Genomic DNA, 26984 nt, shown 5'->3' with positions numbered 1-26984 from the left:
GCGTCAGCGCACGGCCAAGGAAGAGGCCCGCTGCTCAAGGCGTTCGTGCAGCGGCAGTGTGGCCAGGTGGATGCCGGCGGGGGCGTCGGCGAAGAGGGCGAGGTCCATGGTGCGCAGGTCGTCAGCGACGATGAGCGGGAATTCGCTCCGGTCCAGGACGTCTTTCTGCAGATGCACGCCCGGGGCGATTTCCGTGACGACGAGCCCTGCATCGGTCAGTTCCATGACAGCGCGTTCGGTGATGTACTTGACCTTCTGGCCCCGGGCCAAGGCGCGGGGCCCCGAGAAAGTCACGGCCGAGACGTCGTTGACAAGCTTGGTAAAGGGTCCGTCGGCACGGATGTCGAGCCCGTTGTTGCCGGCAGTGATGTCCCGCCTGCCCGCGGTAAAGGCACCCATGAAAACGATCTCCGGGGCCGAGGACGTGATGTCGGCGAAGCCACCCACTCCGGCGGTGACGTGCCGCTTCTTGGGCAGGTGGTGGACGTTGACGTTGCCGTGCCGGTCGATTTCCAGGAAGGAAAGCAGTGAGCGGTTGAAGCCGCCTCCCTGCAACAGGGTGAACTGGTCGATGCTGGGCATGATCGCGTCGGGGTTTTGGGAGCAGCCGAAGGCGAAGTCCAACAGCGGGACGCCGCCGACGGCACCTTGTTCGATGACCCAACTGACCTCACGGCCCTGGCCTTCTTCGACCAGGATGTGGGGGACCAGGGCGGACACGCCAAAACCGAGGTTGACGATTTCTCCGGCCTTGAGTTCCTGGGCTGCCCGGCGTGCCGTGATCTTTTCGATCGAGAACCCTACGTGCGGCAGCGAGGACAGCGGCTTGCGCAGCTGGCCGGAGATTGCAGGGTCATTGGGCGTCAGGGTGGTTTGCAGCTGGTCTTCGGCGATGACGACGGCGTCAACCAGGATGCCCGGTACCTTGACGTGCTGGGGGTGGAGGCTGCCGGCTTCAGCGACGCGCTTGACTTGGGCAATGACGATTCCGCCGTTGTTGTGCGCGGCATATGCCAGATCGAGGGCTCCAAGGGGCGATCCCTCATCTTCGAAGGTCAGGTTTCCGTATTCGTCGGCGGTTGTGGCCCGGATAATGGCCACGTTCGGAACCACGGCCGGGAAAAAGAGCCACTCCTGGCCTGCGACCGTGGCAGTTTCAACGTGGGCTGCCGGGGTAGTGGTGTTCATTCGTCCGCCCTGAAGACGGGGATCGACGAAGGTGTCCAGGCCTACCTGGGTGAAGACCCCCGGCTGCCGGGCGGCGGCCGTACGATGCATCTGGTAGATGACCCCGGACGGAAAATTGTAGGCTTCAACCTCTTCGCGTTCGATCATCTGCCAGATGCGCGGCGGCTCGGCACTGGACGGGCCCGAGGGATAGGACCCGGCGATGACCTTGCGCAGCAGTCCCGGACGCGCGATGTGGTCAATGCCTTTGACCCCGTACATATCCCCGGCAGCGATCGGGTGGATGGACGTGAGATTGGCCGGGTGGCCGGTTTCGTCGAAGCGCTGGCCGATCCCTGAAAGGACAGCGTCGGGGCATCCCAAGGCACTGGAGGAGCTGACGGTGATGACGTCGTCGTCATTAATGAGGTCCGCTGCTTCGCGGGCCTGGAGGAGCTGTACCTTCTGCATGGCGTTCTTTCTGCTATTCGTTGATGCGGACAGTGCGTCCGGTGGTTGCTGACTTCTCCGCGGCCAGGGCGACCTTGAGTGCCATGAGGCCGTCACGGCCGTCGGCGGTGGGGGTTCCGGTCCCATCCACCGCTGCGGTGAAGGCGCGGAGACCGATGACATACAGGTCATCGGAGCAGTCGACGTCTACGTCGCGGGTACCGTTCCTGGTAGTGAGCAGGACCTGCCCCTTGGTGTCCTGGGTCATGGCATCGATGACTTTGATGGTGCCTTCGGTGCCGTGGACCTCCAGGGACGTCTCGGCGTAACCGACCGTAAAGGAGTCGTGGGTTTGGGCAAGGACCGGAGGCTTGCCGTCCTGTTCGTAGCGGATCACGGTCATGGCGGCATCTGCCTGGCCCCCGGCGTTCCACTCCGCCTGCTGGACAGCTACGGCGGTGACAGCAACAGGGTTGCCCAGCAACGGGTTGAGTACGGACGCGTCGTGGCAGGTGATGTCAAGGATGACGCCGCTGCCCGGCTTGCTCTGTCCAAGCCGCCAGCCACGGAGACGGCGGGGCAACAGGACGGCGTGTGCAACCTTCGCCGACAGGACTGTTCCGATGGCGCCGTCGGCGACGAGCTCACGGACTTTTGCGTGGAGGGGGCTGCCCGGGAGGTGGTGGTTCGCGGCCAGGACGAGGTCGAGGTCGTCCGCGAGGTTCACCATGGTTTCGGCTTCCTCTGCGGTGAGGGCGAGGGGCTTTTCGCACAGGACGTGCTTTCCGGCGCGGAGGGCGCGGCAGGCCTGCTCGAAGTGCTGGTCGTTCGTGGAAGAAACGTAGACAGCGTCGATGTCCCGGCCGAGGAATGTGTCCAGGTCCGTCGTGGCGCAGGGCAGTCCGTGGGCAGCCGCGAACTCTTCGGCCCTTCCAGCTGAGCCGCTGACCACTCCTTCTATGTGTCCGCCACTGGAACGGATCGCGTCGATGACACGGGTCGCGGCGATGTCGCTGGCGCCGATGAGGCCCCATTTCAAAGCTGGCATGGTTCTGCTCCTATGTTCGTGGTCGCCATTGGGCGGTGGAGGCGCGGACTTTCAACGCCGGTTCAATGAGGGATCGCTGCGGCGGAAGAGTGGAGTCGCGAATCCGGTTCAGCAGTGATTCCGCCGCCCGGCTGCCGATGTGCCCGGGATACGTGGCTACCGACGTCAGGGGCGGTAGCAGTAGTTCCGATAGTGCGATGTCGTCGAAGCTGGCCACTGCCACGTCTCTGCCTGGTTCGAGGCTGCGGCGGCGCAGTTCTGCGTAGACGCCAAACGCAACTGCGTCGCTGTAGGCGATGATGCAGCCAGGCCAGATTCCCTGATCGAGGATTCGTGCAACGCCCTGGGCGCCGCCAGCCGCATTGTTCGTGGTGGCAGCCGTGCCGTTCACGTCAAAGCCGACGCCGGTCCCGGCGAAGCCCGCTGCCAGCCCCCTGATGCGTTCTTTCCGGGCCGAGGAATTTTCGGGCCCGCCGACCAGGACCGCGAAGGTCACACCAAGGGAAGCGAGGTGTTGGGCCAGTTGCCGTCCCGCGCCGACGTTGTCAGGGCCGACGTAATCCAGTTCCTCGGAAAAGTACCGGGACAGTTGCAGGACGGGCACGTTCAAGCGGTCCACGATGCCGCATACCGGTGCAAGTTCCGATCCTGTGGCCGGCAGCAGGAAGATGCCGTCCACCTGCTGCTGGACCATGGTCTCGATTTGGGCGTACTGCCGTTCGGCATCGTCACGGCTGTAGCCCACGAAGAGTGTGTAGCCGGCGGCATGGGCTGCCTCCTCGATGGCCATGGTCAAGCCTGCGAAGTACGGGTTGCTGATATCCGTCACGATCAGGCCCAACGTCATGGACTCGTTCCGGCGCATGTTGGCCGCTCGACGGTTATAGACGTAGCCCAAGTCAGCCATGGCCAGCTTCACCCGGTCGGCAGTGGCCTCCGGAATGCGCGCACTCCCCCGGAGGACCAGCGAGGCGGTAGATCGAGATACTCCTGAAAGCTTGGCGACGTCGTCGAGGGTGATGCTTTTCATCCGTTTCCACCTCCTGGGGCTTCTCGTGGGACTATTCATAAGCAGTGACAGGTCAGAATGTTACACCGATCTACTAGATGCGCAACAGGCGGTTTTACGGCGTTCGCGGTCGCAGGGCATGGGCCAGGCGAGATGCTGAGATGCGGTCAATCGACATTGCGGGCAGCTTGCAAGAAAACTGTTGCATCGTTCTACTAGCTTATGTAACCTGAACCACAACGCAGGCTGACGCCGACCGTATGCGGGCCGGCGTCTCATAAACCCAAAGGAGAGTAGTCATGCGTGCAGGGAACAAAATCAAGGTTTCGCTCGCCGTCTCGGCAGCGGCGGGCCTCATTGCAGTAACGGGATGCTCGGCCAACCAGCCCGCCGGAAGTTCCCCGGGGGGCGGCTCCAACAAGCTGGAGATCACCTCCTGGTGGACCTCGGGATCAGAGGCGGAGGCGCTCAACGGGCTGATCGACGGCGTGAAGAAGGCTTCCCCGGGCCTGTCGGTGGACAACGCTGCAGTATCCGGCGGCGGTGGCGCCAACGCCCGGCAAGCCCTGGCGGCCCGGCTGCAGGCCGGCAGCCCGCCGGACTCCTGGCAGCTGCACCCTGCCGGTCAGCTGAAAAGCTATGTCGACGGCGGTCAGGTAGCCGACCTGACGGATCTGTGGACCCGCAACGACTGGGCTTCCAAGCTGCCCAAGGACGTCGCCGAGGCGCAACAGGTGGACGGCAAGTACTACACCGTTCCCATCGGCGTTCACCGCGGCAACGTCTTGTGGACCAATCCGGCAGTGCTGGCCAAGGCCAATGCCAAGGTCGACCCGGCCGCCGGCGTCGATGGTTTGATCAGTACGCTCAAGCAGGTCCAGGCCTCCGGTGTGACTCCTGTCTGCCTTGGCGACAAGGACATCTTCGCCTCGGCGGAACTGCTGGAATCCATCATCATGTCCCGCACCGGGGCAGATAACTACAAGAAGCTCTTCACGAACGAATACTCTTTCGATTCTCCGGAGGTGAAGCAGGCCCTGGAGGACTACAAGGTCATCCTGTCGCTCTCCAACAAGGACCACTCCGCTGTCACATGGGATGAGGCGGTGAAGAAGATGGCCGACGGTAAGTGCGCGGTCAGCCTCATGGGCGACTGGGCCTACGGCGAGTTGGTCAACGCGAAAAAGACCCCCGGAACTGACTTCTCCTGGGCCACCTTCCCGGGCAAGGAGGACATCTTCGACTATGTGGGCGACGGGTTCTCCATCCCTGCCCGGAACATTCCCCATGCAGAGGCAGCCGAGGCCTGGCTGACGACCCTCATGGACCCGAAGATCCAGACCGAATTTGCTGCCAGGAAGGGGTCGATTCCGGCCGTCACGAACGCCGACGTTTCAACCCTTTCCCAGTACCAGCAGGAAGCAGCGCAAAGTTTCTCCAAGGCGTCAGTGGTTTCATCCATCGCCCATGGCCAGGCGGCCACGGCTGAGTTCGCCCAGACCTACGCCGACGCAGTATCCACTTTCAACGGCAGCGGCAACGTCGATGCCTTCCTTGCCAGCATGACCCAGGCCCAGAAGACCCAGCTCTAGCGGCGGGCAAGCCAACCAAGTCGCCAAGGGTGTGGTTGCCGGTCCCACGGCAGCCACACCCCGGACAGGATCAGTTCATATGACATCGTCAACAACACGACCGCCCGCACCCACTGGCACGCGGTCCAAGAAACAAGTTCCCCACAACGTCAAAACCTCCCGGCGTTCCGCCTTGATTTTCACCCCCAGCCTGCTGGTGAGCTTCGTCTTCGTGTACGTCTTCATCGGCATCACCGTTTACATTTCGCTGTCGAACTGGAAGATCGGAACCAGCCCCGACTTGACACTTCGCCAGCCCTTCGGCGGAACCTACGGCGAAATCATCCAGGAGCAGCGCTTCCAAGCGGACATCCGGAACGTCGTTATCTTCACGATCATCTTCCTTGTCCTGGCGATCGTGGGCGGTCTCATTGCAGCGCTGTTCATCCACCACGTCAGTGTTGGCAAGGGCCTCTTCCGTACCGTGTTCCTGCTGCCCTACGCGTTGTCGTTCATCGTCACCGGCGTCGCATGGCGATGGATCTTCTCCCCGTCCACCGGCGTCAACGAGATCCTGCGAAGCATCGGAATAGAGGACCCGCCCGGATGGACCACGGACCCTACAGTCCTGGGTGCCTTGAATGACCCGTCCGGGACGGATTTCCTGAAAGTGCAGTTCGGCATCCCCGTTGCGCTGCTGCCCATCATTTTCGCCGCTGCCTGGCAGTTGGTTGGTTTTGCGATGGCCATGTACCTGGCGGGCCTTGCCTCGATCCCTGAAGAGCACCTCGAAGCGGCAAACGTCGACGGTGCGAACACCTGGCAGCGCTTGCGGCATATTGTGCTTCCCCAGCTCTGGCCCTCCACCATCACCTGCTTCGTCCTGCTGCTCCACGTAGCCCTGAAGATCTTCGACCTTGTGGTCGCGATGTCAGGCTCCGGGCCCGGGTTTGTCACCGACGTACCGGGCATCTACATCTACAACTACCTCACCAGCCGGTACGACAAGGCCTCAGCGATGGCAATCATCTTGCTCCTGCTGACACTCGTTGTGATCGTCCCGTACCTGATCCGGGGCTACCGGAAAGAGCGGAAGGCATAAGAAATGGCTGTCGACACTCTGCAAGCAAAAACCTCGCTTCCGGCCGAACCGGGCAGCCGGAAGACCCCGCGCGCGGTCCGCAAGCCCCGGGGCCGGGGCCTGCCGAAGTCCCCGGGCGGGTGGGTTGTCCTGGGCATCTGCGTCATTGCCACCCTCGGCATGCTCGTCCCCGTCTATGTCATCATCGCCACTGCCCTGTCCGGCAGCAACGGAGCTCCCAACTTCTTCCTCGCCTTCCCTGACGCTCCAAGCCTTGAGGCATTCAAGGGAGCCTGGACGAAGCTCCACGGCTCACTGGCGAACTCCCTGCAGATCACCATCCCTGCGGCGCTCATTTCCTGCCTGCTCGGTTCGCTGAATGGCTACCTGCTGTCGAAGTTTCCCTTCCGTGGCTCGAACGCCCTGTTTACGGTCCTGCTGGTGGGTATGTTCATTCCGTTCCAGGCTGTCATCATCCCGGTCTTCCAGTTCCTGAACCTGGTCAATATTCAAGGCAGCCTCGTCGGTCTGATCCTGGTCCACATCATTTACGGCATCCCGATCACCACCCTGATCTTCCGGAATTACTATGAGGGCATCCCCAACGCCATCATCGAGGCGGCCGCGATCGACGGTGCAGGCATCTGGAAGACCTTCACCAAAGTCATGCTGCCGTTGTCCATCCCCGGGTTCGTGGTCGCGGGAATCTTCCAGTGCACCAACATCTGGAACGACTTCCTCTTCGGTTTCATCCTGGCGTCCCCTGCCGCTTGGCCGGCCACAGTCACCCTGAACAACCTCATCGGCACCACCACTGTCGACTACCCGGAACTGATGGCCGGGGCCGTTCTGGTCGCTGCGCCCACAGTCCTTCTCTACCTGGTCCTCGGCAAGTTCTTCGTCAGCGGCCTGACGGCGGGGGCCGTGAAGTGACAACCATCGATGTCATCTGCGTGGGGGAGACGATGGGCGTCGTCACCCCCGCGCACGCCGAACCGATCAAGACGGCGGAAGAGTGCCTCCTTGGCTACGGGGGAGCGGAATCGAACGTCGCCGCCCACCTGGCTGAGTTTGGCTACCGGGTTGCCTGGGCCAGCCGGCTTGGCCGGGACGCTTTCGGAGAGCGGATCATCGAAGGCCTCGCCGCCCGCGGAGTCGACGTCAGCCTCGTCATCCGGGATGGGACGGCCCCGACAGGGGTGTACTTCAAGGACCCGGACCTTGGGCATGGCGCACGAACCCTCTACTACCGGTCCGGCTCAGCCGCGTCCCGTATGTCCCCCCGGGACTTCGACACCTGGCCCGCCGGGCGGACACGTTGGGTGCACACCAGCGGAATCAACCCGGCGCTGTCGGACACGGCAGGAGCCTTGACCAGCCACATCCTCACTCAGGCCAAGGACATGGGTTACAAGGTTTCCTTTGATGTTAACTACCGTCCCGCACTCTGGCCCGTGGACGTCGCCGGCCCCCGCCTCCAGACGCTGGCCGAGCAAGCGACTGTGGTCCTCGTCGGCCTGGACGAAGCAGAAACGCTCTGGGGATGCACCAGTGCGGCCGACGTGGCGGGCTTGCTGCAGGGTCCGCGGCATCTCGTCGTCAAAGACTCCTCCACGGAAGCGGTGGAATTCATCCGCGACGGCCAGGGGGAGCGCACGGCCCGGGTCCCGGCGCATAACGTCGAGGTCATCGAACCTGTGGGTGCCGGCGACGCCTTCGCAGCCGGCTACCTTGCAGGCATCCTCCGCGGCGATACACCCGAGGACAGGCTCGCCCTCGGCCATTCCTTCGCAGCCTGGACCCTCGGCACCCGCAGTGACTTCCGTCCCGGCCACGGCAACCAGCCCCGCACGTATGCCTCCCGCGCCGCTCTCGCCAGCTCCGGCTGACTACAGGGAACGGCCCCGCAATGTGCCCCCATCCGAGAAAGACAGAACCTTGACACACGATCTACCCCACACATGGTTTTCCGGAGGATTTTTCCAGGTCCCGGTCATCGCAGTCCTACGAGGGCTCTCTCCCCACGAAGCCGTCAGACGGGCAAACCGGGCATGGGACGCCGGAGTGGAACACGTCGAGGTCACCATCGAAACGCCGGAAGCGGTTGCCGCGCTGACCGCCGTCGTCAGGGCCGCATCCGAACGCGGGCTCACCGTCGGCGCCGGAACCATCACCACCACCGCCCAACTGGAGGCCGCTGCCGCCGCCAACGCCTCCTTCACCGTTTCGCCGGGCCTGAATGAGGAGATTGTCGCTGAAAGCGTCCGTCGGTCCCTGCCTCATCTACCCGGCGTCGCTACCGCCAGCGAGATCCTCCGCGCCAAAGCCCTCGGACTGACCTGGCTGAAAGCCTTTCCTGCCTCGGTGCTGGGGCATGAGTGGACCAAAGCCATGAAAGGGCCTTTTCCCGACGTCAACTTCGTCGCCACGGGAGGAATGCAGGCGGCAACGGCGCGTGCCTACCTGGACTCCGGCGTCAGCGTCGTAGGGCTGAGTTCGGACTTCGCTACGGACCTGGGCGCGTCGGCCGTCCAGCGGTTCCTCGCGTCCAATGCCGACCGGCCTGCCGCTGCGGCATCCACCCACAACCTGCTGACGCAGCTGCCCCTGTAGGACGGAGACAACAATGACTAACACACAGCCGCAATCCCTGGCCTTCGGGAAATACCAGGTGCCGGTAGTTACTGTGTCCACCGTCATCGTGGGAACAGGCTCGGCCGGTTACTGCGCAGCCGACAGGCTGTGGGAACTGGGCCACGACGACATTGTGATGGTTGCCGACAAGGTACGGGCCGGTGCCTCGCGTAATGCCGGATCCGACAAGCAGACCTACTACAAACTGACCCTCTCCGGAAGCGAACCTGACTCCGTGCGCGAGATGGCCGGGACGCTGTTCTCGGGCGGTGCCATGGACGGTGACAATGCGCTGGCCGAAGCAGCACTCAGCGCACGGGGCTTCATTCGGCTCTGCGACCTTGGGGTGCCGTTCCCGCAGAACCGCTACGGGGAGTTCGTGGGCTACAAGACCGACCACGACCCCCGCCAACGGGCAACGTCCGTGGGCCCGTACACGAGCCGGACGATGGTGGAAAAGCTCGAGAAAAAGGTTCTCCGCAATGGCACCCGGGTCCTCGACGAATGCAGGGTAGTGGACCTTGTGGTGTCCCCCGATGGTGCCGGTGGAACGAAAATTGCGGGGCTCCTGGTACTACGGACCGGTGTCTCCCTTGATTCGGAGGAGTGCCCGTTCCTCTTCTTCAGGTGCCGGAACATCGTGTACGCAACGGGCGGACCCGCTGGAATCTATGCCAAGCGGGTCTTTCCCAACGGGCAATGGGGCGCCACGGGCGCGGCCTTGCGCGCAGGCGTGGCCGGAAAAAACCTCACGGAATGGCAGTTCGGCCTGGGCTCCATCAAGCCCCGTTGGAACGTCTCGGGAACGTACATGCAGGCCATCCCGCGTTTCATCTCGACGGACCAAGACGGGAACGACGAACGGGAATTCCTCACCGAAACCATTGAGGATTACGGACGGCTCATGTCCCTGGTATTCCTCAAGGGCTACCAGTGGCCGTTCGACGCCAGGAAGGCAGCCAACGGATCATCCCTGATCGACCTGCTGGTCTATCAGGAAACAGCGTTGCGTGGCCGCAGGGTCTTCCTGGACTTTCGCAGCAACCCGGTCCGTCCGGACTTCGACCCTGCAGCCCTCGAACCGGAAGCCCGGGAATACCTCGCCAAGGCCGGTGCCCTGTTCGGAACACCCATCGAGCGGCTTCGCCACATGAACGAACCCGCCTACCGGTTCTACCTCGACAGAAACCCCTACATCGACCTTGAAGAACAAATGCTCGAAGTCGATGTCTGCGCCCAGCACAACAATGGCGGACTCACCGTTGATGCTTGGTGGCAGTCCAACGTCAGAGGGTTCTTCCCCGTCGGAGAAGCAGCCGGATCCCATGGCGTCTACCGGCCTGGAGGTGCCGCCCTCAATAGCGGACAGGTAGGGGCAACACGTGCCGCGCAGTACATCTCCGCGAACAGTGACAGTACTTTCCTTCCCGACACGGAACTCATTGAAGCTGCCACTCCGGTTATTGAGGCGGCCTTCGACCTTCTGGCACGTGCAACGGAGCGGGAAGAACAGGGCGAACCCGACAACACCGCCGGGATGCTCACCCGTGTCCAGGAACTCATGAGTGAAAAAGCCGGCCCCGTGCGGTCCGGCGACTCAGTGCTGGAGGCCCTGAAACAGGTGTCAGTGTGGGCGGACGAATATACCGGGGCGGTGGCCGCCAATCGTTCTTCCCGCCGTTCCATCAGCCGGACATTCCTCATCAGGGACATCCTCACCACAGCCCACGTCTACCTCTCGGCTATGGCGGACTACATCGGCCACAATGGACATTCGCGGGGATCGGTCATCTATTCCGACCCCTCGGGATCCCTCCCTCTCAAGGGGCATGGCACCGACCCGGGCAAGGAGTTGGACCTTCCTTCGATCTTCAGGTTCCGGCTCGACAACGGTTCACTGGATGATCAGGTGCAAGAAACGGTCGTGCCCTTCCGGCGGGCAATCCAGCCCGACGACGGCGCGGCCGGGGGCGCCGAAAGCCCGACCGCAACGCCGCTGCCGGCCACGGTCGAATTCCACTGGCGGCAACGCCGGCCAATTCCCCGGCCGGACGAATTCTTTGAGAATGTTTGGAGGGACTTCCGAAGCAACGGCAACGTGTATTGATCCCGGAGTCCTGCCGCGAATCGGATTCAGTTCCGGATGAGATCCAGGACGGCATCCCGAACGGACTGCATGGTTGCGGCATCATTGGCCTCAACATTCAAGCGGAGCAGCTCCTCGGTGTTCGATGCCCTGACGTTGAACCACCAGTGGCCTGATTCCGCGGCTATGGTCAGCCCGTCCGACTCGTCAAAGGCAACTCCGGGTGCCGGTTCGTAGGAGTTCCGGACCGCCGCGATGGCTTGATCGGCATCGGTGACAGTGGAATTGATCTCTCCGCTGGCAGAGTACGGCTCGAACTTCCCGGCAAGCGTGGAGAGCGGCGCATCCTGTTCGCCAAGGGCAGCGAGGACATGCATCGCGGCCAGCAATCCCGTGTCCGCGTTGTAGAAGTCGCGGAAGTAATAATGGGCCGAATGCTCGCCTCCGAAGACAGCGTTTTCCTCGGCCATGCGTGCCTTGATGAACGAATGGCCAACGCGCGTGCGGACGGGCCGTCCACCGGCCTGTTCGACGAATTCAGGCACTGCCCGGGACGTAATGAGGTTGTGGATGACGGCCGGGGCGGCCTCGCCCTGTGCCTGGGCCCGGGCAATTTCGCGGACGGCTATCATCGCGGTGATTGCCGACGGCGATACCGCCCGCCCTGTCTCGTCGACGACGAAGCAGCGGTCCGCGTCGCCGTCGAAAGCCAAACCAATATCGGCACCGTGCTCCAGGACGGCTGCCTGCAAGTCCAGCAGGTTCTCCGGCTCCAAGGGGTTGGCGGGGTGGTTCGGGAACGTCCCGTCCAGTTCGAAGTACAAAGGGACAATGGTGAGGGGCAGGCCGTCCAGCAATTCGTTGCCCAAGACGGCCGGAACCGTCAAACCTGCCATGCCGTTCCCGGCGTCGACAACAACCTTGAGGGGCCGCACGGTGTCCAGGTCGATGAGTGTACGCAGCTTCGCGGCGTAGTCGCCGAGGACGTCGAGCGGGGCGATATTCCCTGCCCTTTCCGCCGTGGGGTAGCCCCCGTCCAGGTAGCGTTGCGCAAGATCGCGTATGGCGGGCAACCCCGAGTCGGACGAAATGGGAACGGCCCCTGCTTTGGCCATCTTGATTCCGTTGTACTGGGAGGGATTGTGACTTGCCGTGAAAATGGCGCCGGCGGCGACAAGCGCACCGCTGGCAAAGTAGAGCTCATCGGTGGAAATCAGCCCGAGGTCGTACACCTCGGCGCCCCGGCGGGACGCCCCGAGGGAGAACGCCGAGACGAATCCCCGGGATGACGGGCGCATGTCGCCTCCGCAGAGAACCTTCCGGCCGGCGAGGCCCAGGACGTCGACGAAGGCGGCGCCTATGGCTTCGGCGGCTTCGTCAGTGAGTGAATCACCTACGATGCCCCGCACGTCGTAGGCCTTGAACGCGGAAGAAAGATCCATGTGACTCCTAAAAAACACCCGTGGTGACAGCTTGCGGTTTCCGGGCCCTAGCGTGCGCCGAAGTCGGTATCGGTATAGGAACCTACGTGCCGGGCGTGGCCGGCACCGCACGTGCAGGTGTTCTCCACTTCGACGCGCACGGCCAAGGGCGCGTCGCCCTCGATGGTGAGGGAGAGGGGTTCGTGGTTCGGGGTCGATACCTGGAGGGTGCCTTGGGGTGAAATGACAGACATGACGGTCCTTTGGTTGATTGGTTTTTTGGTTTTGGGATGAATGGTTTGGGGTGGGCCGCCGGTGTCAGCCCATGGCATCCAGCACGCCGCGCACAATCGTGGCGGCCGCACCAAGATAGGCCAGGATGATCAGCAGGATCTGCGCTGCGCGGGCTGAAACGCGTTTGGCAGCCAGGTCACCCAGCACCAGTCCGGCCAGGCAGGCTGCCGCGACGGCGAGCCACATCGTCATGGGTAGAACCGGAAATGACGCGGGGGCGGTGATGGCTTTGGAGAGGAGGGAAAACGAGCCGATGGTGAAAAAGTAGGGCTGCATGGTGGCGGCGAAGGACTTGTGCTGCCACCGGGTTGCGATGGAATACATGCTGACCGCCGGTCCGCCCACTCCTGCTGCGGTATTCATGAAGCCGCTGAGTCCGCCTGCCGCGAAGAGGTACCGACGACGGCGGGGGAGGACTGCCGATTTCATCACCAGCAGGACTGTCAGCCCGATGGCGAGGATGACTCCGATGGAAATCTCAAGCACCGGAGGTGGCAGGAACCGGATGAGGATGGCCGCCGGCACGATTCCCACCAGCGCCGACGCAGCCAACGCCAGGTACTGTTTCCAGTCAATATCACGAACGACGCGGAAAATAATCGCTCCCGCGGTCACGGCTCCGCAGACGTTGACCAGCACCACGCCCTCCACCGGGCCCAAAAGCAGGACCAGGAACGGGGCCGCCACCAGGGCAAACCCCATCCCGGTGACACGCTGCATGCCGGCGCCCATGACGACGGCGCCCAGGACCAGCCCGGTGGTCAGCATCTAGGCCCTCCACGCCACGTACTGGACCTCCTCAAACTCCTCCAGGCCGAGGCTGGACCCTTCCCTCCCGAGGCCGGACTGCTTGGCACCGCCCATAGGGGCGAAGGCTACGGAGGGGAGGGGGTCGTTGACTCCGACGATGCCTGCCTCCAGCTGCTCAGGTACTTCCCAGCCCCGCCTGGCGTCCTTGCTCCACACGTAGGCAGCAAGCCCCATTTCAGTGGCGTTTGCCTTGCTGATGGCTTCGTCCTCCGAGGCGAAGGTGACAACACCGGCTGCAGGTCCGAAGACCTCGTCGCTGACCAACGGCGCGTCCGCGGGAACGTCGACGAGGAGGGTGGGTGCCAGGAAGGAACCCTGGCCGGGGACCTGGGTACGTTCGGTGACGCGGCGTGCGCCGCGGTCCAGGGCATCATCGACCAACGCCTGCACCGCGCGCACCCGGTCGTCGTCGATCACGGGTCCCAGATCGGGGACTGCCGAGTCACCCTCGGGAACACCGTGGCCGATCGTCAACGCATCGAATTTCGCCGCCAGTTTCCGGGCGAACTCGTCCGCGATGCTGTCCTGAACCAGGAAGCGGTTTGCGGCTACGCAGGATTGGCCGGTGTTCCGGAGCCTGCCAAGAACCGCCCCTTCCACGGCCGCGTCAAGGTCGGCATCCTCGAACACAATGAACGGGGCGTTGCCGCCCAGTTCAAGCAGCGGCCTCACGATGCGATCCGAGGCGGACGCCATGATCTGGCGGCCAACCCCGGTGGAGCCGGTGAAGCTGACAGCGCGCACGGCGGGGTGCTTGAGCAGCGCTGCGGTCGTTTCGCGGGACGGGCCGTGGACCAGGTTCACGACGCCGGCAGGGAAGCCGGCGTCATGCAGGACTTCGAAGAGCCCGGTGGCGGCCAGAGGCGCCTTTTCAGAGACACGGCCCACGACGGTGCATCCGGCGGCGAGCATGGCCGCCAGCTTTCGGGCCTGGATGGAGACCGGGAAGTTCCACGGGGTCAGGCTCAAAGCCACACCTATTGGCTTGCGTGTGCTGAGATGGCGCCGGCCCCTGAGCTCGGGTGGGCTGACCGTTCCGGTGCTGCGGCGTACTTCCTCCGCGAACCAGCGGAAGTATTCCACGGAGAAGTCCACTTCGCCTTGGGCTTCCGGTAGCCGCTTGCCGGCCTCCAACGCCAACGTGTGGGCGAGTTCGTTGCGTCGCTCGGCCAACAGGACGGCCGCATTCTGAAGGAGGTCTGCACGGGTCCGGACGGTGGTCCGGGACCAGCTGCCAAAAGCCTCCGCTGCTGCATCGGCGGCCCGTGTTGCGTCCGCGGCATCGCCCCACGCGACCTCCCCGACTGTGCTGCCATTGCCTGGATCCAGCACATCCTTGGAGGAGTCGGACGAATGCCAGGTCCCATTAATCAGGTGGTGTGCTGATTTCAGGTTCACGATGTTGCCTTTCGGATGCTCATCCCTTGCTGGCGCCTGCGGTGATGCCCGCTACAAAGTAGCGCTGCAGGAAGATGTAGGCGACGACGACTGGCAAGGAAGCCAGGATGACGCCGGCAAACAACAGGGGATAGTTGGTTTGGAATTCACCCTGGAAACTGAGCAGTGCCAGTGGCAGTGTGCGGTTTCCGGGGGACTGGATGAAGAGGAGCGGATACAGCAGTTCGTTCCAGTGGATGACGAACAGGAAGATGGCCGCGGCCGCGATGGATGGTGTCGAGAGCGGCAGGGCGATGGAGGCGTAGGTCTTCCACGGGCCGGTTCCGTCGATCGAGGATGCTTCGTAGAGTTCCTTGGGCAGGGTGCGCATGAAGCCACCCAGGATGAACACGGCGATCGGCAGGGTTGAGACGACGTTGGCCAGGATCAGTCCCGTGAGGCTGTCCAGCAGACCGAGCCGACCGAAGAGCACATACAGCGGGACCATATTGGCTTGGGCCGGGATTGCCATGCCCAGGACCAGGAATCCGAAGATGGCCCACGACACGAATCCCCTGAGCCGTGACACTGCATAGCCGGCCAGGCTGGCGATGAACAAAGTGAGCGGAACGGATATCGCGGTGACGATCACGCTGTTCAAGAATGACGAGCCGAGGTCCTGGCCACCAATGACTTCGGCATAGTTGGACGGGGAGAGGGATTGCGGCAGGCTGAAGGGGCCTTCGAACAATTCCTGTGTTGATTTGAAGCTGCCAAACCCCACCACAGTCAGTGGGACGATGATGATCAGCGCGTAGATGCCAAGGATGGCGCGGCGGCTTATTGAGGCGAGCATGCTGTTATTCCCCCTTCGGGGTCAGCCGGAGCAAGCGACGCTGAAGCCAGGTGACCAGAGCGATCATCGCCATGAAGATGATCGATTGGGCGGCCGCATAGCCGAACTCCGAGTTGGCGAAGGTGCTGTAGATGCGTGTGGAGAGGATGTCCAGGGAGCTCTTGGGCGGATTGCCTGCGATGCCGAGGATCAGGTCGAACGCCTTGAACGATTGCACGGTGGTGTAAGCAACCACGATGGACGTTGCGGGTGCCACGAAGGGCCAGGTAATGGACTTGAACTGCTGCCACTTGTTTGCGCCATCCATCTCCGCGGCCTCATAGAGTTCCCGCGGTATGGCCTGCAGGCCCGCAATGTAGACCACCATCATCTGCCCGGCGTGGAACCAGACCTGCGTTACAGCTACCCAGTACAAGGCCTGGTTGTTGTCGCCCAGGTAAGAGCCTTGGAGTCCTTCCAGGCCCACCGCACCCAGGACCGAGTTGGCCAGGCCGAAGTTGGGATCGTAGATGAACTTCCAGATGAACGCCACGGAGACGGAGGACAGGATGGTCGGGAAGAAGAACAGGGCTCGAAGCACGATGCTGCCGCGGGAGTTCTTTGTCAGGAGCAGCGCCAGCAGAAGCGAGAACACTGTCTGGGCGATGACGACCAACAGTACAAACTTCAGGTTGTTCGTCAGCGCGTTGGTAAACAACGAGTCCTTGGTGAACGCCCGGACGAAGTTGTCCACGCCCACGTAGTTGAACGCCGCCGAGAAGCCGTTCCAGTCTGTCACCGCATACTGGAATGCCTGGAGGGTCGGCATCACCAGGAAGAAAGCGATGATGGCCACTGCCGGCAACGGAAACAGGTAAAGCGCAGGATTCACGCGCGTGGGGGACCGGCGCTTCTTCACCGGAGCCCCCGCTTTGCTGTCGGGCGCTTGCCGCTTGGCAGCCATTCCGGTGTGGGTGCTCATAGCCGTTCGTCCACGATCTTCTGTGCAGCTTCGGCCGCTTGCTGCGGGCTGGTGCCGGAGATGACGGCGGTGGCGCTGGCCTCCACCGCATTGCGGACATCCAGGTTCTGGAATTGGAACCGGGCGGCCAGCGCCGTCTTCTTGTCCAGCCACGGGCTCAGGCGCTTCAGGTCCGGGTTGGTGTAGTCAACGTCCTTGACGGCAACGTGCTGGGCCGTCTCATTGGCGTAATAGGCCGCGTTTTCGGGTTCGGACAGGAAATCGATCCAGGCTGCGGCTGCCGCCTGGTGCTTGCTGGCCGAGTTGACGCCGAGGATGAAGGTGGCGTTGTAGACGCCCTCGTATTTGCCGTTGCCGCCCTTGGAAGTGTTGGGGAAGACCAGTTCGATGGGGAACGTCGCGCCCAGGTTCCGGACGGCGGCGAGGTGGTAGGACCCAGTGGCGAGCATGGCTGCCTTCCCCTGGGAGAAGAGGTTTTGCGCCGGTTCCACAGCAGTACCCGTGGCGTTGGCCTGCAGGAACGGGACCAGGTCCTTGTACTGGTTCAGCATGGTGATGAACCAGTCGTCCGTGCACTTGAGCTTGCCCTGTTCGATCTGGGCACACATGTCGTCCACGGGAGCGTTGTTGGCGATCATGCAGTTGAACAGCTGTCCGCCGTTACCGACGTCACCGCCGGGCCAGGAGATCGGCGTGACGCCGGAGGATGCGAGCTTCTCGCACATGGCTAGGAAAGCGTCCCAGTCCTTCGGGGCCAGATCGGCACCGGCCTTATCAAAAAGGTCAGTGTTTGCCATGGGCATCGGGAAAACTACCTGATACGGCAAACCCAGCTGGTTCTCGCCCGACTGCCCGGCCGACAGCAAGCCCTTTTGGTAGTTGCCGACGGCCTTGCTGTTCTTGAGCTCCGTATAGATGCCGGCCTCTGAGAAGTTGGTGAACTGCGCCCCGCGGAAGGTGGCGAACGCATCACCGATTGCTGCGCCGCGGACCTTCTGCAGGCCCTGTGCGTTGTAGTCGTTGGAGGTCGAGATGTCCTGGACGACTTCCGCGCCGCTGTTCTTGGCAACGAAGCGCTTGATGAGCTCGTCGAACACTGCTTTGTCTTCGCCACGCCAGTGTGCGAAAGAGACCTTGCCGGTGATGTCGCCGGTGGCCGGAGCGGAGGGGCCGGTGGCGCCACCCGGGGCTGTGGAACCGCCGGGGCCCGCGCATGCGGCGGCGGTGGCCGTGAGGCCGAGGGCACCGAGAACGGCCATGGCTTGCCTGCGTGAAATCTGACTCACAATATTCTCCTCGTTGAGTGTTTGCTGTGCCTGGTTGGTGTTGGGGGACGTCGGTGTCAGGCGTTGGTTCGCTGGGCGGTTACCACTTCATCGACGACGGCGCAGAGCCGCTGCAGCCGCTGTACGGCGTCGGTGGACAGGGATTCAGTGACATCGGGTGAGCCGATGCACGAGGCCCAGACCGCCCGTCCGGCCAGGAATCCGCTGGCGCCTTCAAGGCAGGCCCAGCGGACGGCCTCCGGGAAGACGTCTTCGGGGACGCCCGATGAGAGCACCACCCACGGGCCGTCGATGGCTTTGCTGAGTTCGGCGCAGGCTGCGCGGACTTCGGCTTCGGAAGCCTGGCCCTTGAACGGGACCTCAGCCTTGTAAAGGTCTGCGCCCAAGCTGCCCAGTTCCTTGGCTGCGGCCAGGATGCCGGCGTTCCAGTCGAAATCGCCACCTGCCAGCGGTTTGCGGGAAACGGGTTCGATGATGCTGATCAGCCCGGCAGCCTTGCAGCTGTCCACGAATTCACGGACCATTTCCACCCGTCCTTCGGCGGGCTCGTCCGGGCGGTAGAGGACCAGCAGTTTCAGCGCTTTCGCGCCCAGGGCAGCGTACTTCCCGGGGTCCACCAGCTTGTCGATGGTTACTTCGCCCACCAGTTCATCGTGTGCGGACTCGAAGTGGTCGGCGGAAGCGATGAGTCCGCAGCCGGGGTCCACCACCTTTGCTTCGATGGCCTGGTCCAGGGCGAACTGGCGGTCAATGAGGACACCGGAGGCATAGGGGGTGAGGATTCGTGCGGCCGCAAGCTTGAAGTCCCGCAGGTCCTCGTCGGTCACGGGCTGGTCCGTGTGCTCGGCGAACATGTTGCGCATCGCCTCGCGCTGGTCAACGGCGAGCATGGCGAACGCGCCTGAGGGGCGTTGGAGGGCGGAAAGGTCGGTAGTGCTCATGGGCTGCTTCTTTCAGCTAGGGAGTTGAACTTAGGTAAGTACTGGGGTGATGGTTTGGCGGGGAATCATGGAGCGTCCGTCCAGTCCGGCGCAGGATGCGGACGCGGTGCGTCCTGCGAACGCAGCTGCTTCGGCGAGCGGAAGCCCTGCGGCGACAGCCGCGAGGATGGCTCCGTGGTAGACGTCGCCGGCGCCCAGAGTCGAGACGATGTCGGCGGGAGTTGCCGGCACGTGGAACGGCACGCCGCCCTGTTCAAGTCCCCAGGCGCCCTCGGAGCCGGCTGTCGCAACGACGGCGGTGGCGCCGTCGTCGACGGCTTTTTGCAGGAGCGCTTCGGGCGAAAGGCCGTCGCCGTATTCGGCCTGCAGCCGCTCGATCGTCGGCACATACAGTGCTACGCCTTGCGGGCTGAAGGAGGGGATGGGGTTCCCGGCGTCGACACTGATGCGCAGGCCCGGCACATGTGCGACGGCGCTCCAGCCCAAGTGATCGACGTGGACCCAGGAAGCTGTTCCCAGAAGTTCATGGAACCGGCTGCCCTCGGGAAAGCGGACAGGAGGAACAGGCCGCGTGACGATTGCCCGGCTTTCGGTGGCTTTGCTGACCACAATCACGCTGGCGCCCGTCCTGGCATCCGGGTTCCGGATGACCGCGGAGGTGTCAACGCCCTCGGCTTCCAGGCCACTGATGATGCGGTCGCCCTCTTCGTCGGCGCCAACAACTCCTGCGAAAGCTGCACTGGCTCCTGCGCGGGCCGCGGCGACGGCCGCTGTGGCCGCGGGGCCGCCACCTGCCGTAGCGAAGTCGCTGGCAACGGTCCGGCTGTCGGCTGCAGGGTAGTGCTGCACCAGGGCGATGGAGTCCAATGTGGCACACCCGACGAAAAGCAGGGTTTCGGATGACAGTTGGGGCACGTTCCACCTCGTTGTAGTTGGGCTGGTGTGAAAAAATATACACACGCTATGTGTGAAAAACAACACATTCTGTATAGTGATGTTTGGGATGCAACGCCCGCCCCCAACGAACTCAACGCAGAGAAAACGGAGCAGATCAATGTCATTGCCCTCTGGAGAAGCAGCGCAGACCATCCGCTATGGCCTCATCGGTGCCGGCCACATGGCGCGCGAACACGTTCGAAACCTGGCTTTGATCCCGGGAAGCCTTATTACCGCGGTTTCGGACCCGACGCCGTCGTCCCTGGAAGAAACCGCGCGGGAAATCGGCTACGACGTACAGACCTTCTCCGCCCACAAGGACTTGTTGGCTTCAGGGCTGGTTGATGCGCTTGTGATCGCCAGTCCAAACGACACGCACCTGGAGATCCTGAAGGACATCTTCGCCAGCGGGACAAACCTGCCTGTGCTGGTGGAAAAGCCGGTGTGCACCAGTGCGGAGCAAGCGGACGAGCTTGAAGAGCTCGCGGCCACCTACACGGCTCCAGTGTGGGTTGCGATGGAGTACCGCTATATGCCGCCCGTTCAGGAGATCATCCAGGCCGCGCACAGCGGCAAGCTTGGCAATATCCACATGCTCTCGATCGTCGAGCACCGCTTCCCGTTCCTGCACAAGGTGGATGCCTGGAACCGCTTCGCGGAGCGTACCGGGGGGACCTTGGTGGAAAAGTGCTGCCACTTCTTCGACCTCATGCGCTTGATCCTGCAGGACGAGCCCACCCGCATCTACGCCAGTGGCGGCCACGACGTCAATCACATGGATGAGGTCTATGACGGCCGGATCTCCGACATGGTGGACAATGCCTACGTCATTGTTGATTTCAAGGGTGGGCGCCGGGCCATGCTGGAGCTCTCCATGTTCGCCGAGGGCTCCAAGTTCCAGGAGCGGATCTCGATTGTGGGTGACGCTGCCAAGATCGAGACCCTTATTCCAGTCGCCGCCAATCACTGGATCGAAGGTGACGAAACGGAAGCCACCGTCGAATTCAGCCCCCGCTCCCCGCTGGGCCCGGAGAAGCATGAGGTCCCCGTGGACGAAGCGGTGCTGGCCGCGGGCGCGCATCACGGCTCCACCTATTACGAACACCTCGGATACCGCAAGGCCATCCTCGGGGAGGGGCCCGTTGATGTCACGGTGGCTGATGGCCTCCAGTCGGTGCGGATGGGCCTGGCTGCAGAGCAGTCCATCATTGAAGGACGCGCCGTAGAGCTCCACGCGCCGAGTGTTGCTGTGCAGAAGTAGCTAGGATTGTGTTGGAATTACAACACTCTGCCGCGCCGACCGTCGGTTTACGGGGCAGGAGAGGAGGAGCCATGAGCGTCACACGGGAAGAGGCCGCGCTGACCCCACGTCAGCGGACCATTCTGGACGAGCTCGGGCGGCGGGGGTTCCTTTCCACCACCGACCTGGCGGGGACTTTCGACGTGTCGGATATGACCATCCGCCGCGATACGCGCGCACTCTCCAAGATGGGGCTGGTCAAGGTGGTCCACGGCGGCGTCAGTGCCGTCGAGGGGCACGGCCAGAACGCTGACTTCGCCGCCCGCGCCCGGGAGGATGCTGCCGCGAAACGGCGCGTGGCCCGGGCATGCGTGGATCTCATTGCCGAACGCGACGCGATCATCCTGGATGCAGGAACAACCACGTACCAGATCGCGCAGGAACTGCCCGCGACCTTCACGGGCACGATCATCACCCATTCGGCTCCCGCAATTCAGCGATGCCTGCAGCTGACGTCTGCCCGGACCATCTGCCTTGGGGGAGAACTGCTCCTCGACAGCCAAGCCTTTAATGGTGCGATCACCGTCAGCGCCGCCGAGGGCCTGCATGCCAAAACAGCGTTCATTGGGGTCAGCGGGATCCATGACGAGGCTTTCTATATCGAACGGGACGTCGAACGTGCCACAAAGCTCGCCTTGATGGCGTCCGCGGAGCAAGTCGTGGTGGTTGCGACGCATCAGAAAATGCTTCGTTACGCCCTGGCGCGCCTGGCAGCGTTCGACGCCGTCGACATCCTGGTCACGGATGCGCCACCGCCTGCGGAGATCATGACTGCGTTGGAGGCGGCAGGAGTGAGGCTGATAGTAGCCGCGTGACGGCTGCCTATCGGGTTGCTTGCTGACATAAGGAGCTGCGTTCCGTACGCTCCGAACACCGGGCCTGGTCCTGGTCCGGACCCGTTCCCGGTATGGGCTGTGCCCATGCGTTGATTTCCCACTCCTTTGAATGTCGGAAAATAAACTTTCTCTGGTGGATTTCCACCATCAAGCGTTAAGATCGAAGCAGGCCCTCGCTCAGTGGCCACTAACTTATTGAGGAGATGCACATGACGTGGCTGAACAGCGCCGCTCACGCACGTTGGCTCGAAACAGAAACAGACCGGCTCATCAACTTCGCTGCCGGTTCCAAGGTCTCCACCGGTTTCGGTTGGCTGGACAACTACGGCAAGGTTCAGGCCGGCAAGCCGACCCACCTCTGGATCACGGCGCGCATGGTGCACAGTTTTGCCATCGCCGCGCTGATGGGGCGCCCGGGAGCCGGCTCGTTGGCGGACCACGGCATTGCCGCGCTCAACGGGGTCTTCCGTGATGAGGAGTTCGGCGGCTGGTACGCCGAGGTGAATGAGAACGGTCCCGTAGATGACACCAAATCCGGCTACCAGCAGTCGTTCGTCCTCCTGGCCGCCGCCAGCGCTGTTGCAGCCGGCCGCCCGGGAGCGCAGGAGCTCCTCCAAGAAGCCTTGCGCATTGCCGACTCGAAATTCTGGGATCACGAATCCAACATGTGCTTCGACTCCTGGAACCGCGACTTCACGGAAACCGAGGCCTACCGGGGCGGAAACGCCAGCATGCATTCCGTTGAGGCCTACCTCATAGTCGCTGACGTGACCGGCGAAAACCGCTGGATCGAACGCGCCCTCCACATCGCCGAGGTGCTGATCCACCAGTTCGCCCGCAACAACAACTACCGCGTCTTTGAACACTTCGACCCGGAATGGAACCCGATTCCGGACTACAACACCGACGATCGGGCTAGCCAGTTCCGCGCCTACGGCGGAACCCCGGGTCACTGGGTCGAGTGGGCCCGTTTGCTCCTCCACCTCCGTGCCGGGCTGGAGGCACGCGGCCTCAGCGTTCCGGACTGGCTTCTGGACGATGCCAAAGGCCTGTTCGACGCCGCCATCCGCGACGCTTGGCAGCCCGATGGCAACCCGGGGTTTGTCTACTCCGTGGACTGGGAAGGCAAGCCGGTTGTCACCTCCCGCATTCGCTGGGTCCCCGTAGAAGCCATTGGGGGCGCGGCAGCACTCTACATGGCCACCGGCGACCAGACTTACGCGGACTGGTACGAGCGGATCTGGGACCACGCCCGGGACTGGTTCATCGACTATGAGCACGGTTCCTGGAAGCAGGAATTGGACGAGCACGGCAACGTCGCCTCCACGGTCTGGTCCGGCAAGGCAGACGTATACCACTTGTGGCACTGCTTGGTGGTCCCGCGTCTTCCGCTGGCACCGGGTTTGGCGCCGGCGCTGGCGGCAGGGCTGCTGGACTCGGACCTTCGTTTCGGCAAGGCGGATAGCTGACCCGTTTCCGGGAATCCAACGGGACCCGGCAAAGGCTGCTGCGTCAACCCCCGGCACCAGACATCACAGTGGGGAAGGCGGACCGGGGGATCATTTTGACTTTCCCCTGCCAAGGGACCGTCCTGCGCAGCTGGGCCGGGATGCCAGGCATCGACTGGCATCCCGGCCACTTTTCATGACCCGGCAGGGGTCATCTATTCGGCGTCGTGGTCGGTCTCGAGGATCCTCGCCAAGCTGTCCAAGGCAGCGTCCGCGCCTTCGCCCTCGGCGCGGAGGACCACTACATCGCCTTGGGCCGCCCCCAGGCTCATGAGGGACAGGATACTGCCGGCATCGGCCTGATCATCGGGAGTGCTGAGGCGGGCTATGGTGACATCGATGCCGAGTTCGGCGACGGCGTCCACAAAGATGGCGGCAGGCCGCGCGTGCAGGCCGACGCTGCCTGCAATGGTGGCGGTACGTTCGGGCATGGTTTTCCTTCTTTCGCTGGTTTTGGTTGATTCTCCGAGGGTTTAGAGCCCGAGTTCCGCCAGGACGGGGAGCCTGTTGCGGGCAGCCTTGCGGGCTGCGGCCGCGGACGGCGCCGCCAGGGCTTCCATGGCTATGCGTCGGGCCTGGACGAGGGTCACCGTCGAAAGCACTGCGCCGACGGCGGGAAGCGCGCGTGCGCTCATGGACAGTGACGCGGCACCGAGGCCAACCAGCACGACGGCGAGGGCGGGGTCCGCCGCTGCCTCGCCGCAGACTCCTACCGGTTTGGGTGCTCCCGTCATGGCGCTTGCCTGCGCCGCGCCGTCTGCAGCCAACTGGATGAGTTGCAGGACCGCCGGCTGCCATGGGTCGTTGAGCGTCGCTAGCGGACCGAGTTGCCGGTCAGCTGCCATCGCGTACTGGTGAGGTCGTTGGTACCCAGCGATGCGAAGGCGACTTCCCGGAGTACGGCAGACGCTGTCAGGGCCGCCGACGGCACCTCGACCATGACTCCGGGCGTCCTGAGTCCGGCAGAAGCGCACAGTGAGGCAAAACGGCGCGCCTCCTCCGCCGTCGAAATCATGGGGGCCATGACCTGTACGTCGGAACTGTGGGCTGCTGCTGCGGCGGCGATGGCCCTGAGCTGACGCTCAAGCACGCCCGGAGTGGTGGCGTCGGTGCGGTAGCCGCGGACGCCCAAGGCCGGGTTGGGTTCTTCGAGGTTACTGAGGAACGGCAAGGGCTTGTCCGCCCCTGCATCCAATGTTCGAACCACTACCTTCCTGCCGGGGAAGGCCGCGAAGACGGCACCATACGCAGTGACCTGTTCGTCGAACGACGGCTCGGTGTCCCGGTCCAGGAAGCAGAACTCCGTCCTCAGGAGTCCCACGCCTTCGGCGCCCGCCCGGGCTGCCGCCCCGGCATCTGCTCCGTGACCCACGTTGGCGAGCAGCGGGACCGGCAGGCCATCGGCCAGGGTGTTGTTGCCGCCGAACGCAGGCAGGGAGTTTGCCTTGGTGGTCCATTGTTCGGCCTCTTGCAGCAGCCCGCAGTCCGGGTTGGTGCACACTGTACCCTCAGCACCGTCGACGTAGACGACCGTGCCTTCGGGGATGGACTCCACGCCCGGGGCGGCAACAACCGCCGGCAAGCCAAGTGCCCGGGCCAGGATGGCTGTGTGCGATTGCGGGCCTCCGCCGGAGGTGATGAGCGCCAGTATTTTGGCCGGATCCAACGTGGCGGTGTCTGCCGGTGCGAGGTCATGCGCGACGAGGATGAAGGGGACCTCGCATGTGGGAATCCCGGGCGCCGCCAGGCCTTGGAGCCCGGCTACGATTCGTGCCCGCACGTCCAGGACGTCCGCTGCGCGTTCGGCCATGTAACCGCCCAGGGCTTGCAGGGTTTCGGCCACCTCTGCGCCCGCTTCCCATACCGCCCGTTCGGCGCTGCGGGCACCGCCCGGGTTCGCGGGGGAGAGCCTGGCCACCGCCGACTTCAGGAGCAGGGGGTCCGTGGCCATCCGTGCTGTGGCCAGAAGGACTTCCTTGGCGTCGCCGTCGGTGGTGTCCGCACGAAGCCGAAGCTGGCCCTGTACGGATGCGGCGGCAGCCCTGATCCGCTCTCCTTCCGACTCCACCGTGGTTCCGGGTGGCATGCCGGCGTGCTCCGTCGGTTCGGCCACAGGCGAGGGCATGTGCTTGACCACGGCGACGACGCGTCCGGGTGCCACGCCAACACCCTTGATGGTCCGGGTCAGCGGCAACATCCGTTGATGGTGGTTGATGTCGGGCGTTGCGGTGGTGGTGGGTGCGGTGTCCAGTGGCTTCAGCATGAACGTGCCTTGTCGAGGGCGGATCGGGTGGAGGCCAGGAGGTCATTCCAGCTGGCGGCGAATTTTTCCAGGCCATCGCGCTCGAGGTGCGTTACGACGTCGTGGTAGGAAACGCCCGCCGCCTCGAGGTCTCCGAAGACAGTGCGCGGTTCGTGATACCTGCCGGTGAGTGTGTCCCCGGTGATGACGCCGTGGTCGAAGGTTGCCTCGAGGGTCTTCTCCGGCATGGTGTTCACGACGCCTGCGGCAACAAGTTCGGTGACGTAGAGCGTGTCGGGATACGCCGGGTCCTTGACGCCGGTGGAGGCCCAGAGGGGTCGCTGCCTTCGGGCGCCTGCGTCGGCCAAGGCCTTCCAGCGTTCGGTGGAGAACCATTCCACGTAGGCCTGGTAGGCAAGACGCGCGTTGGCCACACCGGCACGTCCTTTGAGGGACAGCGCCTGCGGCGAGCCGATGGACTCGAGCCGTTTGTCGATTTCAGTGTCCACCCGGGAGACAAAGAATGATGCAACGGAGTGGATCGTGGAGAGGTCGTGGCCGTTGTCCCGGGCTTGTTCCAGTCCGGTGTGAAACGCGTTGACCACTGCGTGGTAGCACTCGAGGGAGAAGATCAGTGTCACATTGACGCTGATTCCCTCCGCCAGCACAGTCTTGACGGCCTCAAGGCCGGCGAGGGTTGCCGGGATCTTGATCAGGACGTTGTTCCTGTTGATCTTCTTGTACAGCTCCCTCGCTTCGGCGATCGTGCCTTCGGTGTCCCACGCCAAGCGGGGGTCGACTTCGATGGATACCCGACCGTCCACGCCATCAGTGGCGGCGGCGATCGGAGCCAGGAGGTCGCACGCCTCCACGACGTCCGACGTCGTGAGCTCCATAACAGTCTCTTCGGCGCTGGCGCCGGCTGCTGCGTGCGCCGCTATTGCGTCGTCGTAGCCGGTGCCGGAGGTGATGGCGGCCTGGAAGATCGAAGGGTTGGTGGTGACGCCGACGACGTTCCTGTGGTCCGTGAGCTTCTGCAGATTGCCCGACCGTAGTTGGCTGCGGGAGAGATCATCGAGCCAGATGGAAACGCCGGCGTCTGCCAGTTGCTGCGTGGGTGTTGTGGTCATGGGGGTCCTAGCAAAGATTGAACGGTTATTGGGTTTGGCC

The 26984-nt window shown here is 63.5% G+C and carries 23 protein-coding genes and 1 pseudogene; 9 read left to right on the top strand and 15 right to left on the bottom strand.

The window, feature by feature from the left end:
* Positions 1–3 precede the first annotated feature (3 nt).
* From OCL88_RS02410 to OCL88_RS02400, 3 genes are read right to left on the bottom strand one after another with little or no spacing between them, the layout of a single operon-like run.
* Positions 4–1638: an acyl CoA:acetate/3-ketoacid CoA transferase gene (locus OCL88_RS02410; protein WP_264961488.1), complete on the bottom strand. Its 1635-nt coding sequence runs from the start codon at positions 1636–1638 to the stop codon at positions 4–6.
* Between the two features lie 13 nt (positions 1639–1651).
* Positions 1652–2665, bottom strand: coding sequence for a Gfo/Idh/MocA family protein (locus OCL88_RS02405; RefSeq protein WP_264961487.1), 1014 nt, complete (start codon positions 2663–2665; stop codon positions 1652–1654).
* A gap of 10 nt (positions 2666–2675) precedes the next feature.
* Positions 2676–3695, bottom strand: a complete 1020-nt coding sequence (locus OCL88_RS02400) for a LacI family DNA-binding transcriptional regulator (protein WP_264961486.1) — start codon at positions 3693–3695, stop codon at positions 2676–2678.
* Positions 3696–3973: 278 nt separating this feature from the next.
* On the opposite strand from OCL88_RS02400, the gene OCL88_RS02395 reads away from it, so the two are divergent.
* The 6 genes from OCL88_RS02395 (at position 3974) to OCL88_RS02370 (ending at position 11067) form a co-directional block, all read left to right on the top strand.
* Positions 3974–5266: an ABC transporter substrate-binding protein gene (locus OCL88_RS02395; RefSeq protein ID WP_264961485.1), complete on the top strand. Its 1293-nt coding sequence runs from the start codon at positions 3974–3976 to the stop codon at positions 5264–5266.
* Positions 5267–5345: 79 nt separating this feature from the next.
* Complete coding sequence (locus OCL88_RS02390) at positions 5346–6347, top strand: carbohydrate ABC transporter permease (protein WP_264961484.1); 1002 nt, start codon at positions 5346–5348, stop codon at positions 6345–6347.
* Between the two features lie 3 nt (positions 6348–6350).
* Positions 6351–7259, top strand: a complete 909-nt coding sequence (locus OCL88_RS02385; RefSeq protein WP_264961483.1) for a carbohydrate ABC transporter permease — start codon at positions 6351–6353, stop codon at positions 7257–7259.
* Positions 7256–8215 carry a sugar kinase gene (locus OCL88_RS02380; protein WP_264961482.1) on the top strand — a complete coding sequence of 320 codons (960 nt, stop codon included), beginning with the start codon at positions 7256–7258 and terminating at the stop codon, positions 8213–8215. Before OCL88_RS02385 ends, OCL88_RS02380 begins: the two co-directional genes overlap by 4 nt.
* Positions 8216–8237: 22 nt before the next feature.
* Positions 8238–8939, top strand: a complete 702-nt coding sequence (locus OCL88_RS02375) for a bifunctional 4-hydroxy-2-oxoglutarate aldolase/2-dehydro-3-deoxy-phosphogluconate aldolase (RefSeq protein ID WP_264961481.1) — start codon at positions 8238–8240, stop codon at positions 8937–8939.
* 13 nt (positions 8940–8952) lie between these two features.
* Complete coding sequence (locus OCL88_RS02370; protein WP_264961480.1) at positions 8953–11067, top strand: FAD-binding protein; 2115 nt, start codon at positions 8953–8955, stop codon at positions 11065–11067.
* Between the two features lie 26 nt (positions 11068–11093).
* Here the strand turns inward: OCL88_RS02370 and OCL88_RS02365 are convergent, their stop codons facing one another.
* The 9 genes from OCL88_RS02365 to OCL88_RS02325 form a co-directional block, all read right to left on the bottom strand.
* The gene (locus tag OCL88_RS02365; RefSeq protein WP_264961479.1) at positions 11094–12488 is read right to left on the bottom strand and encodes a phosphomannomutase/phosphoglucomutase; all 1395 of its coding nucleotides are present in this window, start codon (positions 12486–12488) and stop codon (positions 11094–11096) included.
* Positions 12489–12535: 47 nt separating this feature from the next.
* Positions 12536–12721 (bottom strand): hypothetical protein, encoded by a 186-nt coding sequence (locus OCL88_RS02360; protein WP_166186376.1) that lies wholly within the window; start codon positions 12719–12721, stop codon positions 12536–12538.
* Between the two features lie 64 nt (positions 12722–12785).
* Positions 12786–13529: a sulfite exporter TauE/SafE family protein gene (locus OCL88_RS02355; protein ID WP_264961478.1), complete on the bottom strand. Its 744-nt coding sequence runs from the start codon at positions 13527–13529 to the stop codon at positions 12786–12788.
* On the bottom strand, positions 13530–14969 hold the full coding sequence (locus tag OCL88_RS02350) for an NAD-dependent succinate-semialdehyde dehydrogenase (protein ID WP_264961477.1): 1440 nt from the start codon (positions 14967–14969) through the stop codon (positions 13530–13532).
* Between the two features lie 19 nt (positions 14970–14988).
* Positions 14989–15804 carry a carbohydrate ABC transporter permease gene (locus tag OCL88_RS02345; RefSeq protein WP_021472105.1) on the bottom strand — a complete coding sequence of 272 codons (816 nt, stop codon included), beginning with the start codon at positions 15802–15804 and terminating at the stop codon, positions 14989–14991.
* A gap of 4 nt (positions 15805–15808) precedes the next feature.
* The gene (locus tag OCL88_RS02340) at positions 15809–16765 is read right to left on the bottom strand and encodes a carbohydrate ABC transporter permease (protein WP_166186379.1); all 957 of its coding nucleotides are present in this window, start codon (positions 16763–16765) and stop codon (positions 15809–15811) included.
* A complete protein-coding gene (locus OCL88_RS02335; protein ID WP_043427298.1) occupies positions 16762–18051 on the bottom strand; it encodes an ABC transporter substrate-binding protein in 1290 nt (429 codons plus the stop codon). Before OCL88_RS02335 ends, OCL88_RS02340 begins: the two co-directional genes overlap by 4 nt.
* 56 nt (positions 18052–18107) lie before the next feature.
* Complete coding sequence (locus OCL88_RS02330; protein ID WP_264961476.1) at positions 18108–18992, bottom strand: aldolase; 885 nt, start codon at positions 18990–18992, stop codon at positions 18108–18110.
* A 30-nt stretch (positions 18993–19022) separates the two neighbouring features.
* A complete protein-coding gene (locus OCL88_RS02325) occupies positions 19023–19907 on the bottom strand; it encodes a PfkB family carbohydrate kinase (protein ID WP_264961475.1) in 885 nt (294 codons plus the stop codon).
* Between the two features lie 139 nt (positions 19908–20046).
* On the opposite strand from OCL88_RS02325, the gene OCL88_RS02320 reads away from it, so the two are divergent.
* The 3 genes from OCL88_RS02320 to OCL88_RS02310 all read left to right on the top strand — a co-directional run bounded on the left by OCL88_RS02320 (position 20047) and on the right by OCL88_RS02310 (position 23533).
* Positions 20047–21189, top strand: coding sequence for a Gfo/Idh/MocA family protein (locus OCL88_RS02320; RefSeq protein ID WP_264961474.1), 1143 nt, complete (start codon positions 20047–20049; stop codon positions 21187–21189).
* Positions 21190–21260: 71 nt separating this feature from the next.
* Positions 21261–22043 carry a DeoR/GlpR family DNA-binding transcription regulator gene (locus OCL88_RS02315; RefSeq protein WP_021472111.1) on the top strand — a complete coding sequence of 261 codons (783 nt, stop codon included), beginning with the start codon at positions 21261–21263 and terminating at the stop codon, positions 22041–22043.
* 230 nt (positions 22044–22273) lie between these two features.
* A complete protein-coding gene (locus OCL88_RS02310) occupies positions 22274–23533 on the top strand; it encodes an AGE family epimerase/isomerase (protein ID WP_264961473.1) in 1260 nt (419 codons plus the stop codon).
* Positions 23534–23727: 194 nt separating this feature from the next.
* Here the strand turns inward: OCL88_RS02310 and OCL88_RS02305 are convergent, their stop codons facing one another.
* From OCL88_RS02305 to tal, 3 genes and pseudogenes are all read right to left on the bottom strand, one after another.
* Positions 23728–24003 carry an HPr family phosphocarrier protein gene (locus OCL88_RS02305; RefSeq protein WP_062096657.1) on the bottom strand — a complete coding sequence of 92 codons (276 nt, stop codon included), beginning with the start codon at positions 24001–24003 and terminating at the stop codon, positions 23728–23730.
* A gap of 42 nt (positions 24004–24045) precedes the next feature.
* A pseudogene (locus OCL88_RS02300) lies at positions 24046–25769 on the bottom strand (putative PEP-binding protein).
* A 59-nt stretch (positions 25770–25828) separates the two neighbouring features.
* Complete coding sequence (tal, locus tag OCL88_RS02295) at positions 25829–26944, bottom strand: transaldolase (protein ID WP_264961472.1); 1116 nt, start codon at positions 26942–26944, stop codon at positions 25829–25831.
* Positions 26945–26984 lie beyond the last annotated feature (40 nt).

The sequence above is a fragment of the Paenarthrobacter sp. PAE-2 genome, from assembly GCF_026013155.1.
Lineage (GTDB): Bacteria > Actinomycetota > Actinomycetes > Actinomycetales > Micrococcaceae > Arthrobacter > Arthrobacter ureafaciens.
Note: the sequence above shows the minus strand (reverse complement) of the source record. Positions and strands in the feature narration are given on the sequence as shown.

Excerpts from the sequence above, each read along its gene's own strand:
- OCL88_RS02340 (WP_166186379.1), bottom strand. The coding sequence starts at position 16,765 with ATGAGCACCCACACCGGAATGGCTGCCAAGCGGCAAGCGCCCGACAGC.
- OCL88_RS02410 (WP_264961488.1), bottom strand. The coding sequence starts at position 1,638 with ATGCAGAAGGTACAGCTCCTCCAGGCCCGCGAAGCAGCGGACCTCATT.
- OCL88_RS02370 (WP_264961480.1), top strand. The coding sequence starts at position 8,953 with ATGACTAACACACAGCCGCAATCCCTGGCCTTCGGGAAATACCAGGTG.
- OCL88_RS02360 (WP_166186376.1), bottom strand. The coding sequence starts at position 12,721 with ATGTCTGTCATTTCACCCCAAGGCACCCTCCAGGTATCGACCCCGAAC.
- OCL88_RS02405 (WP_264961487.1), bottom strand. The coding sequence starts at position 2,665 with ATGCCAGCTTTGAAATGGGGCCTCATCGGCGCCAGCGACATCGCCGCG.
- OCL88_RS02320 (WP_264961474.1), top strand. The coding sequence starts at position 20,047 with ATGTCATTGCCCTCTGGAGAAGCAGCGCAGACCATCCGCTATGGCCTC.
- OCL88_RS02345 (WP_021472105.1), bottom strand. The coding sequence starts at position 15,804 with ATGCTCGCCTCAATAAGCCGCCGCGCCATCCTTGGCATCTACGCGCTG.
- OCL88_RS02315 (WP_021472111.1), top strand. The coding sequence starts at position 21,261 with ATGAGCGTCACACGGGAAGAGGCCGCGCTGACCCCACGTCAGCGGACC.
- OCL88_RS02365 (WP_264961479.1), bottom strand. The coding sequence starts at position 12,488 with ATGGATCTTTCTTCCGCGTTCAAGGCCTACGACGTGCGGGGCATCGTA.
- tal (WP_264961472.1), bottom strand. The coding sequence starts at position 26,944 with ATGACCACAACACCCACGCAGCAACTGGCAGACGCCGGCGTTTCCATC.
- OCL88_RS02395 (WP_264961485.1), top strand. The coding sequence starts at position 3,974 with ATGCGTGCAGGGAACAAAATCAAGGTTTCGCTCGCCGTCTCGGCAGCG.
- OCL88_RS02385 (WP_264961483.1), top strand. The coding sequence starts at position 6,351 with ATGGCTGTCGACACTCTGCAAGCAAAAACCTCGCTTCCGGCCGAACCG.
- OCL88_RS02355 (WP_264961478.1), bottom strand. The coding sequence starts at position 13,529 with ATGCTGACCACCGGGCTGGTCCTGGGCGCCGTCGTCATGGGCGCCGGC.
- OCL88_RS02310 (WP_264961473.1), top strand. The coding sequence starts at position 22,274 with ATGACGTGGCTGAACAGCGCCGCTCACGCACGTTGGCTCGAAACAGAA.
- OCL88_RS02400 (WP_264961486.1), bottom strand. The coding sequence starts at position 3,695 with ATGAAAAGCATCACCCTCGACGACGTCGCCAAGCTTTCAGGAGTATCT.
- OCL88_RS02305 (WP_062096657.1), bottom strand. The coding sequence starts at position 24,003 with ATGCCCGAACGTACCGCCACCATTGCAGGCAGCGTCGGCCTGCACGCG.
- OCL88_RS02390 (WP_264961484.1), top strand. The coding sequence starts at position 5,346 with ATGACATCGTCAACAACACGACCGCCCGCACCCACTGGCACGCGGTCC.
- OCL88_RS02330 (WP_264961476.1), bottom strand. The coding sequence starts at position 18,992 with ATGAGCACTACCGACCTTTCCGCCCTCCAACGCCCCTCAGGCGCGTTC.